This window comes from Pseudomonas campi (assembly GCF_013200955.2).
GTDB lineage: Bacteria > Pseudomonadota > Gammaproteobacteria > Pseudomonadales > Pseudomonadaceae > Aquipseudomonas > Aquipseudomonas campi.
The window spans coordinates 3,988,137-4,001,502 of sequence record NZ_CP053697.2; the positions used below are offsets into that span (position 1 = coordinate 3,988,137).

At 64.5% G+C, this 13,366-nt stretch carries 14 protein-coding genes; 4 read left to right on the forward strand and 10 right to left on the reverse strand.

Annotated features, from left to right (window positions below; all coding sequences use genetic code 11):
* Positions 1-113: 113 nt before the first annotated feature.
* The 8 genes from HNE05_RS18360 to bioB all read right to left on the reverse strand — a co-directional run bounded on the left by HNE05_RS18360 (position 114) and on the right by bioB (position 7,844).
* Positions 114-1,919, reverse strand: a complete 1,806-nt coding sequence (locus HNE05_RS18360) for a phenylacyl-CoA dehydrogenase (RefSeq protein WP_173210030.1) — start codon at positions 1,917-1,919, stop codon at positions 114-116.
* Positions 1,920-2,088: 169 nt separating this feature from the next.
* The gene (locus tag HNE05_RS18365; protein WP_173210032.1) at positions 2,089-2,856 is read right to left on the reverse strand and encodes a putative metalloprotease CJM1_0395 family protein; all 768 of its coding nucleotides are present in this window, start codon (positions 2,854-2,856) and stop codon (positions 2,089-2,091) included.
* A gap of 48 nt (positions 2,857-2,904) precedes the next feature.
* Positions 2,905-3,198: a hypothetical protein gene (locus tag HNE05_RS18370; RefSeq protein WP_173210034.1), complete on the reverse strand. Its 294-nt coding sequence runs from the start codon at positions 3,196-3,198 to the stop codon at positions 2,905-2,907.
* 92 nt (positions 3,199-3,290) lie between these two features.
* Positions 3,291-3,980 (reverse strand): dethiobiotin synthase, encoded by a 690-nt coding sequence (bioD, locus tag HNE05_RS18375; RefSeq protein ID WP_173210036.1) that lies wholly within the window; start codon positions 3,978-3,980, stop codon positions 3,291-3,293.
* Positions 3,981-3,989: 9 nt separating this feature from the next.
* A complete protein-coding gene (gene bioC, locus HNE05_RS18380; RefSeq protein WP_173210038.1) occupies positions 3,990-4,793 on the reverse strand; it encodes a malonyl-ACP O-methyltransferase BioC in 804 nt (267 codons plus the stop codon).
* A complete protein-coding gene (locus HNE05_RS18385) occupies positions 4,786-5,517 on the reverse strand; it encodes an alpha/beta fold hydrolase (RefSeq protein WP_173210041.1) in 732 nt (243 codons plus the stop codon). The genes bioC and HNE05_RS18385 overlap by 8 nt, the downstream gene beginning before the upstream one ends.
* Positions 5,510-6,679, reverse strand: coding sequence for an 8-amino-7-oxononanoate synthase (bioF, locus tag HNE05_RS18390; RefSeq protein ID WP_173210043.1), 1,170 nt, complete (start codon positions 6,677-6,679; stop codon positions 5,510-5,512). Before bioF ends, HNE05_RS18385 begins: the two co-directional genes overlap by 8 nt.
* Positions 6,680-6,785: 106 nt before the next feature.
* The gene (gene bioB, locus HNE05_RS18395) at positions 6,786-7,844 is read right to left on the reverse strand and encodes a biotin synthase BioB (protein WP_173210045.1); all 1,059 of its coding nucleotides are present in this window, start codon (positions 7,842-7,844) and stop codon (positions 6,786-6,788) included.
* A 72-nt stretch (positions 7,845-7,916) separates the two neighbouring features.
* Here bioB and HNE05_RS18400 point away from each other — a divergent pair, with 72 nt between their 5' ends.
* From HNE05_RS18400 to rarD, 4 genes are all read left to right on the forward strand, one after another.
* Entirely contained in the window at positions 7,917-8,654 is a 738-nt protein-coding gene (locus HNE05_RS18400; protein WP_173210047.1) for a ComF family protein, read from the forward strand.
* A 140-nt stretch (positions 8,655-8,794) separates the two neighbouring features.
* Positions 8,795-9,769 (forward strand): serine/threonine protein kinase, encoded by a 975-nt coding sequence (locus HNE05_RS18405; protein WP_173210049.1) that lies wholly within the window; start codon positions 8,795-8,797, stop codon positions 9,767-9,769.
* Positions 9,770-9,840: 71 nt separating this feature from the next.
* Positions 9,841-10,632, forward strand: coding sequence for a substrate-binding periplasmic protein (locus tag HNE05_RS18410; protein ID WP_240008777.1), 792 nt, complete (start codon positions 9,841-9,843; stop codon positions 10,630-10,632).
* Between the two features lie 117 nt (positions 10,633-10,749).
* Positions 10,750-11,646 (forward strand): EamA family transporter RarD, encoded by an 897-nt coding sequence (rarD, locus tag HNE05_RS18415; protein ID WP_173210053.1) that lies wholly within the window; start codon positions 10,750-10,752, stop codon positions 11,644-11,646.
* Between the two features lie 608 nt (positions 11,647-12,254).
* On the opposite strand, the gene HNE05_RS18420 is transcribed toward rarD, so the two are convergent.
* Together HNE05_RS18420 and HNE05_RS18425 are read right to left on the reverse strand one after the other, a co-directional pair.
* Entirely contained in the window at positions 12,255-12,773 is a 519-nt protein-coding gene (locus HNE05_RS18420) for a glycine cleavage system transcriptional repressor (protein ID WP_173210055.1), read from the reverse strand.
* 102 nt (positions 12,774-12,875) lie between these two features.
* Positions 12,876-13,325: a GNAT family N-acetyltransferase gene (locus HNE05_RS18425; RefSeq protein WP_173210057.1), complete on the reverse strand. Its 450-nt coding sequence runs from the start codon at positions 13,323-13,325 to the stop codon at positions 12,876-12,878.
* Between the last annotated feature and the right edge of the window lie 41 nt (positions 13,326-13,366).

The following is a 13,366-nucleotide window of genomic DNA, read 5'->3' on the forward strand; positions in this document are numbered from 1 at the left end:
CGGCATCAGTAATAGCTCGCATTTTCAGCAGCTAGCGATCACCGGTTTTTTCCTGGGCGAAAAAAAACCGCGACCCGAGGGCCGCGGTTTTTCTGACCTGAGGTCGGAAGGGCTTAGTAGCCCAGGTCGAAGTGAGCTTCGTCCATTTCCATCAGGTTGCTGGCGCCGGACAGCATCGCTTCGACGTGCGCGCGGGTACGCGGCAGGATACGTGCGAAGTAGAAGCGTGCGGTCTGCAGCTTGGCCTTGTAGAAGGCCTCGTCGGCAGTACCGGCAGCCAGTTTCTCGGCAGCCAGGCGTGCCATGTCAGCCCAGAAGTAGGCCAGGCAGGCGTAACCGGAGTACATCAGGTAGTCCACCGAAGCGGCACCGACTTCTTCGCGGTCTTTCATCGCGGCCATGCCCACTTTCATGGTCAGGTCGCCCCACTCCTTGTTCAGCTTGGCCAGCGGCTCGACCAGGCCTTTGATGGCCTCGTTGGCTTCGTTGGTCTGGCAGAACTTGTGCACAATCTTGGTGAAGCCTTTCAGTGCTTCGCCCTGGGTCATCAGGACTTTACGACCCAGCAGGTCGAGGGCCTGAACGCCAGTGGTGCCTTCGTACAGCATGGAGATACGGCTGTCGCGAACGTTCTGCTCCATGCCCCACTCGGCGATGAAGCCGTGGCCGCCATAGATCTGTACGCCGTGGTTGGCCGCTTCGAAGCCGACTTCGGTCATGAACGCCTTGGCGATCGGAGTGAGGAAGGCCAGCATCGCGTCAGCGGCTTTCTTCTCTTCTTCGTTCTGGCTGTACTTGACGATGTCGACCTGCTTGGCGGTGAAGTACACCATCGCGCGGTTGCCTTCGGCGAAGGCTTTCATGGTCAGCAGCATGCGACGCACGTCCGGGTGGACGATGATCGGGTCAGCGGCTTTTTCCGGCGCTTTCGGGCCAGTCAGGGAACGCATCTGCAGACGCTCGCGAGCGTACTTCAGGCCGCCCTGGAAACCGATTTCGGCGTGAGCCAGACCTTGCAGAGCAGTACCCAGGCGGGCAGTGTTCATGAAGGTGAACATGCAGTTCAGGCCTTTGTTCGCCGGGCCGATCAGGTAACCGGTGGCGCCGTCAAAGTTCATCACGCAGGTGGCGTTACCGTGGATACCCATCTTGTGCTCGAGCGAGCCACAGGACACGGCGTTGCGCGAACCAACGGAACCGTCGGCATTGACGTTGAACTTCGGCACGATGAACAGCGAGATGCCTTTGGTGCCTTGCGGCGCGTCGGGCAGGCGGGCCAGCACGATGTGGACGATGTTATCGGCCATGTCGTGTTCGCCAGCGGAGATGAAGATCTTGGTGCCGGACACCTTGTAGGAACCGTCAGCCTGCGGCTCGGCCTTGGTGCGCAGCATGCCCAGGTCGGTACCGCAATGCGGCTCGGTCAGGCACATGGTGCCGGTCCACTCGCCGGATACCAGCTTGGTCAGGTAGGTGTGCTTCTGGTCGTCGGTGCCGTGCTCGGCGATGGTGTTCATCGCGCCGTGCGACAGACCTGGGTACATGCCCCACGACCAGTTCGAGGTGCCGACCATTTCGCTGACAACCAGACCCAGGGACTCCGGCAGGCCTTGGCCACCGTGGTCAACGTCATGGGCCAGGGAAGGCCAGCCGCCTTCGACGTAGTGCTTGTAGGCTTCCTTGAAGCCGGTCGGAGTTTTCACGCCTTCCGGGGACCAGGTGCAACCTTCCAGGTCACCCACGCGGTTGAGGGGGGCGATTACCTGCTCGCAGAACTTGGCGCCTTCTTCCAGAATGGCGTCAACCATGTCCGGGGTGGCGTCTTGGCAGCCAGGCAGGCTCTGATAGTGCGCTTCGTAGCCGAGCAGTTCGTCGCGAACGAAGCGGATATCACGCAAGGGGGCCTTGTACTCAGGCATAGCGGTAAACCTCTACGGTGGATTCCTTGATTTTGTTTGACCGGAACAATCTCGGTCGCTTGTGGGATTACTCCCAGAGCCCGGCAGCCATGAGCTGGCGCAGCAATCAAACAGGCGTTTGAAACATACGTTTACGCCCCAACCTTGTCAAGCATCCGAAAGCGACCACTCAGGCAAGCAGATCGACCATCGGCTCTGGGCTCGGCAACTCATTGAGTCCCCGATACAGATCAAGACTAGGCGCAGATATCGGAGGCTGCTGCACAGGTTTCTCCTCTTTCTCTTTATCTTTGTCTAGCCGCTCCTGCTCGCGCTCTTCGGCACGCAAGCGCCGCTCCTCGCTGGCGGCAACGGCCTCTTCACGCTGTTGCTGGGCCAGATCGGTGCGCGCCTGAGCAGCCATGGCCTGGGCTTGCGCCGCGACACGCCGATCCTGGGAGGACGGTTCTGCCGGCGCCAGCGCAGCGCGCTGCACCACTTCCATTTTGCGCAGGGTGGCTTGCGGATCATTGGGAATCGGGCTGACATCGATGCTGACTTCGCCACTCACCACATAAGACTTGCCATCCGGGCCGCGTTTGTAGCTATAGGAAGGGGCGCCCGCATAGGTGCCCCCCACGGCTGCATGGGCCTGTTCATGGGCGCGCACTTCGCGATCACGGCTGGCCAGTTCGGTGACTTGCGCTTGTTGCTGACGCTGCTGTTCGGCGTCACTCGCAGAAGACTTGGCGTCCTCGCCATTGCCTGGGCTGTCGGCCTCCTCGCGCAACGAGGCCTGCTCATCCGAGCCCGGCGCCGGAGTGGGCGTGACAGGGGATTGATTGCTGCGGTTGAGTTCGGGGGAAGACGGACCAACGGAATCAGCGGACGAGAGAGCACGTGCCGACAAGGGTGACGGCGAAGGCGCGACATAAGGCGTGGCGCTGCCGATCTGCATCCAACTCCTCCTCGCCCTGATGCCGGGCGAGACTGCTCTTGCGTACGCTTACGCGCGGGTATCGATCAGCGTACCCAGTACTTCGTCAGCCGTTTCCACGACCTTGGCACCCGCTTGCACCTCGGTCTTTCCGACATTGAGGGCGACCAGGCTTTCGGCCAGGTCGGCCTGGGTGTTCGCCGCACCGCTCGGAGACGGGTTGACCTGCTGCGCCGGCGGCGTTTCTACCGGAGCCTGAGGCAGGGTGTTGCTGGCAATTTCAGTGGCGGCTTGGTCAACGCGACGCTGCCCGGCCTGAATGGCGTTCAGACCCGAATTGAAGGCACTACCAGAAATTTCCATGCTGCGATCCCACTCGTACAGAGGTATGCAGAAGAGTTAAGCAGAAAATGCTCATTTTTTGTACAAGCAAATGGCTATGTCCGAGCCCCTACTTATGCCGGCATCTCCAGCAAGTCCAATTGCAGATACCCGGCCACCGCCGCCGGGCTTGCCTGCGCCAGACGCGGCACCTGCCCCAGACATGGCGCAGGCAAGCGCTCGGCGAGGGTCGCCAGGTTCTCTTCCAGGCGCGAGGTGTGCGGCTCGACGATATTCGCCACCCAGCCGGCCAGGGTCAGGCCATCACGAGCAATCGCCTCGGCAGTGAGCAGCGCATGGTTGATGCAGCCGAGGCGCACACCGACCACCAGAATCACCGGCAGGCCCAAGGCAATCGGCAGATCGGACAGGTTCGCCTGCCCGGCCAGCGGTACGCGCCAGCCACCCGCGCCTTCGACCAGGGTGAAGTCGGCGCCCTGGGCGAGCACATGCTGTACCGGGGCGAGCAGCGCGTCGAGCGTCAAGGCCACACCCGCCTCGCGCGCCGCCAGATGCGGGGCGATGGCCGGAGCGAAGGCCAGTGGATTGACCTGCGCGTAGGTGAGCGGCAGCGTGCATTCGCCGAGCAGGGCCAGGGCATCGCTGTTACGCAGCCCCTCTGCCGTTACCTCGCAACCGGAGGCCACCGGCTTGGCGGCCGCCGTGCTCAGCCCGGCCAGACGCGCGGCGCGCAACAGGCCGGCGGCGATGGTAGTTTTGCCGACTTCGGTGTCGGTGCCGGTGACGAAATAAGCCTGGGTCATGGTGACTCTCTAGAACGGTTTCTGCAGCACGCCATAGACCACCTGGTAGGTGGCTGGCAGGCCTTCGGGCTGGCGGAACACCTCATAGGCCTCGACCAGCGCGCGAATCCGCGCCCGCCCGGTCAGGCCGCCGGGGCGTCCCGGATTGAGGTTGTGTGCGCCGAGCGCCTTGAGTTCATGGGTCAGCTCGCGCAGATCGGGGAAGTGTAGGCGCTGCGCCCGACGCTCCAGCCCGAGCACCTGCAGACCGCTGTCGGCACACAGCTGCTGATAGTCGGCGAAACGGCGGAAGCGATTGACGTGAACCAAACCATCCACCGCCTGCCAGCTGTCGCGCAGCTCCTGCAGGGTACCGACGCACAGGCTGGTGAAGGCCAGCATGCCGCCGGGTCTGAGCACGCGGCGCGCTTCGTCGAGCACGGCAGAGAAATCGCCACACCATTGCACCGCCAGGCTGGAGAACAGCAGATCGCAGCAGCCATCGCGCAGCGGCAGGCTCTCGGCGTCACCAGCGACGAAACGCTGCGCACCGCCCAGCGGCCGGGCGTGCCGCAGCATGCCTTCGGCCAGATCGAGAGCCACGCCCTCGGCGCCGGGGAAGCGCACGGCCAGGACCCGACTGAAATGCCCGGTGCCGCAACCCAGGTCCAGCCAGCGCTGCGGCGCCAGCTGCAGCGGCAGGCGCGCCAACAGCTCGATACCCACGGCGCGCTGCAGGGCGGCGACGCTGTCGTAGCTGTGCGCCGCACGGGAAAAGGACTCCGCCACCCGGCGCTTGTCCGGCAAGCCGCTCTGTTCGTGCCAGTCAGTCATGGTCAGCCTCGCTGAGGAACGCCAGGATCGCCGCCGCCACTTCATGGGGCCGCTCCAGCACGAAAGCGTGACTGACGTCTTCGATCAGGCCGACCACGATATCCGGCTGCAGCGCCAGCAGATCACCGGCCACCTCCGCCGGCACCAGCGCATCGGCGCCGGCCAGCAAGTGCAACTGCGGTCCGGCGAAGCGCTGGATGGCACTGCGCCCGTCGAAATTGCCGAGCACCTCGAGCCCGCCCAGCAGTACCTCGGGCGCCAGTTGCGGCGCGCCGGCCTGCAGCTGCCGCGCCAGATCACGCGCGGTGTCGGCACCCTGGCTGCAGAGCAGGCTGAAACGCTTGCGGGTGGCGCGCGAGTCCTGCCGGCAGGCGTCGACAAAGGCGTTGAAGGTTGCCTCGGGCATGCCATGGGGCCAGTCGCTGCCGGCAACGAAACAGGGGTTGCTGGCCAGCGTCAGCAGGCCGCGGCAACGCTCGCCACGCAGCGCCGCCAGTTCGCTGGCGAGCATGCCGCCCAGTGACCAACCACCCAGCCAGGTGTGCTCGGGCAAGCGTTCGTCCAGCTCCAGCAGCCAATCGCGCGGCTCGCCACTATCTAGTTCGGGCAGCGCTTCGATAGTCACCTGCAGTTGCGGGGCCAGGCCGCGCAGGGCCTCGACCAGCACTTCCAATGGCAGGCTGCCGAGGCCCCAACCGGGTAGCAGAATCAGTTGTTCACGCATCGTCGCGCACCTGTGGCCAGCACTCGGCCAGCGCGTCGAGCAGTTGTTCCAGCTGCGCCTCGCTGTGCGCGGCAGACAGGGTCACGCGCAGGCGCGCGCTGCCCACCGGCACCGTCGGCGGGCGAATCGCGCCGACCAGCAGACCACGCTCTTTTAATAAGGCCGAGAGTTTCAGCGCACGCTCGCTGTCGCCGATCAGGATCGGCTGGATCGGCGTCGGGCTGTCCATCAGACTCAGGCCAATTTCGGCCGCACCCTGGCGGAAACGCGCGACCAGTCTGTTCAGGTGCTCACGCCGCCAGCCTTCGCTGCGCAGCAGTTCCAGGCTCTTCAGGGTGGCGCAGGCCACCGCCGGCGGTTGGCTGGTGGTGTAGATGTAGGGCCGGGCGAACTGGATCAGCGTCTCGATCAATTCCTCGCTGCCGGCGACGAAAGCCCCGGCCGTGCCGAACCCCTTGCCCAAGGTGCCGACCAGCACCTGCACATCGTCCAGACCCAGACCGAAGTGCTCGACGATGCCGCCGCCGGTGGCGCCCAGCGGGCCGAAGCCGTGGGCGTCGTCGACCATCACCCAGGCGTTGCTGGCCTTGGCCTCCGCACAGAGGTTGGGCAGATCGGCCAGGTCGCCATCCATGCTGAACACCCCGTCAGTGACCACCAAAGTGCTGCCCGTGGCTTTCTCCAGACGACTGGCCAGGCTGGCGGCGTCGTTGTGCAGGTAGCGGGAGAAACGCGCGCCGGAGAGCAGGCCGGCATCCAGCAGCGAGGCGTGGTTGATGCGGTCTTCCAGCACCGTGTCGCCCTGCCCGACCAGCGCCGTCACCGCCGCCAGGTTGGCCATATAGCCGGTGGAAAACAGCAATGCGCGCGGCCGACCGGTGAACTCGGCCAGGGCCTCTTCCAGCTGGTGATGCGGGGTGCTGTGGCCGATTACCAGGTGCGAGGCGCCGCCGCCGACGCCCCACTTTTCCGCCCCCTGCTGCAGCGCCCGGATCACTTCGGGGTGGTTGGCCAGGCCCAAATAGTCGTTGGAGCAGAAGGCCAGCAGTTGGCGACCATCGACCTGCACCAGCGGCCCTTGCGGGCTATCCAGCAGCGGGCGCTGGCGATAAAGATGCGCAGCGTGGCGTTCGGCGAGGCGGGCGGCTAGATCGAAACTCATGGCAAACACCGGAAGCCGGTGGATAACCGCAAGCGGGTTATCCACCCTACGGGGGAATGGGGCCTTGTAGGGTGGATGACGCTCTATTCATCCACCAAATGGAGCATCAGGCCGAAGTGGCGTCGTAGAACAGCTTGGAGTCGCGCTGCTCGACCAGGGCCTGTTCGATGGCGGCCTGGTGCACTTCGTCGGCATGCTCTTCGCGCTCTTCCGGCTTGATGCCGAGACGGGCGAACAGCTGCATGTCCTTGCTCGCCTGCGGGTTCTTGGTGGTCAGCAGCTTCTCGCCGTAGAAGATCGAGTTGGCGCCGGCCATAAAGGCCAGGGCCTGCATCTGCTCGTTCATCGCCTCGCGCCCGGCGGACAGGCGCACGTGGGATTTCGGCATCATGATTCGCGCCACGGCGAGCATGCGGATGAAGTCGAACGGATCGACGTCCTGCTCCTCGGCCAGCGGCGTGCCCTTGACCTTGACCAGCATGTTGATCGGCACGCTTTCCGGGTGTTCCGGCAGGTTGGCCAGCTGGATCAGCAGGCCGGCGCGGTCATCGACCGACTCGCCCATGCCGAGGATGCCACCGGAGCAGATCTTCATCCCGGACTCACGCACGTAGGCCAGGGTCTGCAGGCGCTCGCTGTAGGTGCGGGTGGTGATGATGTTGCCGTAGAACTCCGGCGAGGTATCCAGGTTGTGGTTGTAGTAGTCGAGGCCGGCCTCGGCCAGGGCGCGGGTCTGCTCCTGGTCGAGCTTGCCCAGGGTCATGCAGGTTTCCAGGCCGAGCTTCTTCACGCCTTCGACCATCTTCAGCACGTAGGGCATGTCCTTGGCCGACGGGTGCTTCCACGCCGCGCCCATGCAGAAGCGGGTGGAGCCGATGGCCTTGGCCTCGGCGGCGGCCTCCAGCACCTTCTGCACTTCCATCAGTTTTTCTTTGTCCAGGCCGGTGTTGTAGTGGCCGGACTGCGGGCAGTACTTGCAGTCTTCCGGGCAGGCGCCGGTCTTGATCGACAGCAGGGTCGAGACCTGCACGCGGTTGGCGTCGAAATGCGCGCGGTGTACGGTCTGGGCCTGGAACAGCAGGTCGTTGAACGGCTGTTCGAACAGCGCTTTGACCTCGGCGAGGCTCCAGTCGTGACGGGTGACGGAAGAAATGCTGGCACTCATCGGGGGTATTCCTTATTCGTTGGCTGCTAGGCTGGTCGCAACACGGCTGCTCGGCATCGTCAGGGAAGGACCATGCGCTGTCAACCACACCGGGACAACCAGGTTTACATCTGGACAAAAAACAAACAATTCTGCCTGCTCTGCGCCGAACCCAGTGAGTCGGCGCTGCCGCTATGCGGCCCCTGCGAGAGCGAACTGCCCTGGTTGGGCGCGCACTGCGCGGTCTGCGCCGTGCCACTGCCGGATAGCGGACTGGTCTGCGGCGCCTGCCTCAAGCGACCGCCGGCTTTCGCACGAGTGGAAGCGCCGTGGCGCTATGCCTTCCCGATCGACTGCCTGATCACCCGCTTCAAGCACCAGGCCCGTTGGCCCTTGGGACGTCTGCTGGCCGACCTGCTGTCACATCATCTGCAACACGCCTTCGCCGAAGGCCTGCCGCGCCCCGACCTGCTGCTGCCGGTGCCATTGGCCGGCAAGCGCTTGCGCCAGCGCGGTTTCAACCAGGCCGAGATGCTCGCCGACTGGCTGGGCGCCAGTCTCGCCCTGCCCACGCACAAGCACTGGCTGCAGCGCCCGCAAGACACCGCCCACCAGCAGGACCTGGATGCCGCCGCACGCCTGCGCAACCTGCGCCAGGCCTTTGCCCTGGACGCCAGAGCCGTCATCGCCGGCAAGCACCTGGCGGTGATCGACGACGTGCTGACCACCGGCGCCACCGCCGAGGCCGTCGCCCGCCTGCTGCGCAAAGCCGGCGCCGCGCGGGTGGATATCTACTGCCTGGCGCGCACGCCCAAACCGGGCGAGACCTGAGGATCTTTAGCTCGTCGACCCTGCTGCACCGGATTCGGGCGGTGCATCAGCGCAAACGTTCCGAAACAGGCTCTAAAAGAAGGCACACGACCTGCGCCAACCAGGGCGCTACACTCTGCGCCCCGCAACCGGAGTCGCCCATGTCCCATCCTTTCGCCACGCTGACCCCCGACCTGGTGCTGGATGCCGTGGAGAGCCTCGGCTACCTCAGCGATGCCCGCGTGCTGGCCCTCAACAGCTACGAGAACCGCGTCTATCAGGTGGGCATCGAGGACGAGACGCCGCTGATCGCCAAGTTCTATCGCCCGGCACGTTGGAGCGATGCGGCGATCCGCGAGGAGCATGCCTTCAGCGCCGAACTGGCCGACTGCGAAATCCCGGTGGTGGCGCCCCTGGTGCGCGACGGCGAGAGTCTGTTCGAGCACGCCGGCTTCCGCTTCGCCCTGTTCCCACGCCGCGGCGGTCGCGCCCCGGAGCCGGGCAACCTCGACCAGCTGTATCGCCTCGGCCAACTGCTCGGGCGCCTGCACGCGGTCGGTGCCAGCCGCCCGTTCGCCCACCGCGAAGCGCTGGGCGTGGTCAACTTCGGTCACGAGTCGCTGGCGACCCTGCTGGATGGCAACTTCATCCCGCGCAGCCTGCTACCGGCTTACGAATCGGTAGCGCGCGACCTGCTCAAGCGCCTCGACCAGCTGTTCGCCAGCGTGCGCTACACGCCGATCCGCCTGCACGGCGACTGCCACCCGGGCAACCTGCTGTGCCGCGACGACAGTTTTCATATCGTCGACCTCGACGACTGCCGCATGGGCCCGGCAGTGCAGGACATCTGGATGATGCTCGCCGGCGAACGCCACGAACGCCTCGGGCAACTGGCCGAACTGGTCGACGGCTACAACGAGTTCCACGACTTCGCTAGCCGCGAACTGCCACTGATCGAAGGCCTGCGTGCCCTCCGTCTGATGCACTACAGCGCCTGGCTCGCGCGGCGCTGGGACGACCCGGCATTCCCCATGAGCTTCCCCTGGTTCGGCACGGAACGTTACTGGGGCGAACAGATATTGATGTTGCGCGAGCAGATGGCGGCGCTGGATGAAGAGCCGCTGAAGCTGTTCTGATCGGCGCCCGCACCCAGCGGACTGGCTCTACTATGCTGAATACACCACTCCAGCGCCGCGAGGCATTCGCCGTGACTGCAACTCGACTGTGCAGCTGGCTCTGTGCGTTTCTGCTCGGCAGCCTTTGCCTGGCCGCGTCAGCCCAACCGTTGCACCTGTACACCGAGGAATACCCGCCGATCAACTTCACCCAGAATGGCCAACCCACCGGTTTGGCCACCGAGGTGGTGCGCGAGATCATGCGCCGCACCGGGCAGAATGCGCCCATCAACGTGGTGCCATGGGCGCGTGGCTATCAAGAGGCGTTGGTGCGCGCTAACACCGGGTTATTCGTGACCATGCGTACCTCTGAGCGCGAGCCGCTGTTCAAGTGGGTCGGGCCGCTGACCCGCAATGTCATCAGCTTCTATTCCTTGACCAGCTCCTACCTGAGCCTGAGTGGACTCGAACAGGCTCGGCATTTCGACAAGATAGCCGTAGCGCGCGGCTGGCACAGCCACCAGCGCCTGCTGGCCGAGGGTTTCACCAACCTGGCCCCAGTTACCGGGCCGGCGCAGATGGTCAGTATGCTCAAGCGCGGCCGGGTCAAACTGATAGTGCTGGACAACCTCAGCCTCAACACCTTGTTGACCCAGGGCGATATCCAGGCCGATGAGGTGCAGCGGCTATTCACCCTGACGCACAGCGACAGCTATATCGCCTTTTCCCGCGACACAGACGATGCACTGATACAACACTGGCAGCGCGAGCTGGATGCGATGAAGGCCGATGGCAGCTTTACCGCCATCTACCACAAATGGCTGCCCGGTGAGCCCGTGCCCAGCCAGGCACCACAACCGACACCAACTACTGACCCTCTGTAAACTCTTCCTTACGCCAATCGTCAACCAATGCCCACTGCCAAAGCTGAACGACCAGACAAGCTCGCCCTGCCCCACTAGAATCGCTGGCTTAGTTAGCTGCCTAACCAAGGATTCTGCATGGCCACCGCCAACCCGCAGCGCGGGTATCTGCTGGGCATCATCGCCTACACCATCTGGGGTCTGTTCCCGCTGTATTTCAAGGCAATCCAGAACGTGCCGGCGCTGGAGATCATCGTCCATCGCGCGCTGTGGTCGGCGCTGTTCGGGGCCGCGCTGCTGCTGGTGTGGAAGCATCCGGGCTGGCTGCGCGAACTGCGTAGCAACCCCAGGCGCCTGGGCGTGCTGGCCATCAGCGGCCTGCTGATCGCCAGCAACTGGCTGGTCTATGTGTGGGCGGTGAACAACGGGCGCATGCTCGAAGCCAGCCTGGGCTACTACATCAACCCGCTGATCAACGTGCTGCTCGGTATGCTCCTGCTCGGCGAACGCCTGCGCCGCCTGCAGTGGCTGGCCGTAGGCCTGGCCGCGCTGGGCGTGCTGCAGCAGTTGTGGCAGGTCGGCAGCATTCCCTGGGTCTCGCTGGTGCTGGCGCTGACCTTCGGTTTCTACGGGCTGATCCGCAAGCAGGCGCCGGTGGCCGCCCTGCCCGGCCTGGTGGTGGAAACCTGGCTGCTGCTGCCACTGGCGCTCGGCTGGCTGCTCTGGCACCCGGCGGCCATGAGCACGCAAGGCGCATTCTGGAGCACCTCAGAGGCGCTGTGGCTGATCGCCGCCGGGCCGATCACCCTGGTGCCGCTGCTGTGCTTCAACGCCGCCGCACGCCATCTGCCCTACACCACCCTGGGCTTCCTGCAGTACCTGGCGCCGACCCTGGTGATGCTGCAGGCGATCTTGCTGTTCGACGAGCATCTCGACCCGAGCAAGCTGCTGGCCTTTATCTGCATCTGGGCCGGGCTGGCACTGTACAGCCTGGATATCTGGATCAGTCTGCGGCGCCGCGGACAGAGCCTCTAACACTGCTGTAGGGCGGGTGAAACCCGCGCCGGGGACACGCGGGTTTCACCCGCCCTACACAGCCCCACCGATTGAGCAAAAAACACCCACCCCGCCGCACCCCGCGCCACTGCTCACGCTGCGCCAGTCATCCCCGCCTTATCCACAGAAGCATCCCCGGTCTTTGTGCACAACGTATTGAAACTGCTGGTTTTTTAGTCAGCCACCGAGAACCGGCGGGGCACTAGGGGTGGCGCCGTCACTCCCCAGCTTATCCACAAGGCCATCCCCGCAAATCGGGGATATCACCGTGCAGCCAACTGAGCCGACACCTGTGCGCCAACGGCCTGGCTGCCCAAGGCAGAGCCGTCGCGCAGTCGCTCAGAAAACGCTCAATCCCACGTAACCCACAGCAGCCGGTGCCTGGCGTCGTTCATCCCGTGGTTATCCACAGAAGCATCCCCTGCCTTTGTGCACAACATCCGGAAACTGCTGGTTTTTTAGGCACTTAAAGAAAAGCCCCGGGGCACTAGTGCGTGCGCCGGGGCTCCCCAGTTTATCCACAGGTCCATCCCCGGAATTCGGGGATATCAGAATCTGCCGACGATCAAGAGGTCGTAGGCAGATTCTCAGGGGTCGACGCGCAGGTTCAGCTCCACCATCAGGTCATCGGCGAGGTTTTCCAGTTTGTCGCGCAGCACATCCAGCGACAGCGTCAGCGGTACCGCCAGCACCGCTTCGGCGTGGAACAGCGGTTCGCTGCTCATCGGCGCGGGCGCCACTTCGGTGGTCAGGCTTTCCAGGTTGACGCCCTGCTCGGCCAGCAGGCGGGTGATGTCGCGGACGATACCAGGGCGATCGTTGCCGACCAGGTCGAGGAGGATGGGCTTCCAGGTGCAGGATGGCTCGATGCCGCTTTCCGCCACCAGCACGCGGATGCCCTGGGCGTTCAGGGCCTGCAGCGACTCGACCAGTTCGTCGTAGCCTTCCGCCGGTACCGCCACGCGCAGGATGCCGGCGAACTGCCCGGCCATGCGCGACATGCGGCTCTCCAGCCAGTTGCCGCCATGGGCGGCGATGCACTGGGCGATGCGCTCGACCAGGCCCGGCTGGTCCGGGGCGATTACCGTGAGTACCAGATGATTCATGGAAAACCCCCTGTTGTAATTAAATGTAGGAGCGCGCTCTGTTCGCGAACCCGATCAGCGCAATGCTTCGCGAGCGGAGCTCGCTCCTGGGACTGCAAGCCTTCAATCCGCCAGGCTCAGCCAATAGGTATAAAACACCTCATCGCGTACATAGCCTAGCTTTTCATAGAGGGCCTGGCCGCCCAGGTTGGTCTTTGCCGTTTCCAGCTGCAGGCCACAGGCGCCAGTGGCCACGCCGTGGGCGCGGGCGGCATTCATCAGCGCCTCGGCGACACCCTGGCGGCGCGCACTGGGCGCCACATACAGATCGTTGAGCAGCCAGGCCGGCGCCATACTCAGCGAGGAAAACAAGGGATAGAGCTGCACGAAGCCCTGTGCCACACCCTGCTCATTACGGGCGATAAACAGGGTCGAATCGTCGCGCTGCAGGCGCGCGCCGATGAACTTGGCGATCTCCCCGGCGGCCCGGGGCACCTCGTAGAATTCCAGGTAGCCAGCGAACAGGCCGACCAGTTCATCCAGATCATTTACACCCGCTTGTACCACGCGCATTGCAACCTCCACTGTCAGTTGATCGCGCCAGTATAGGTAGA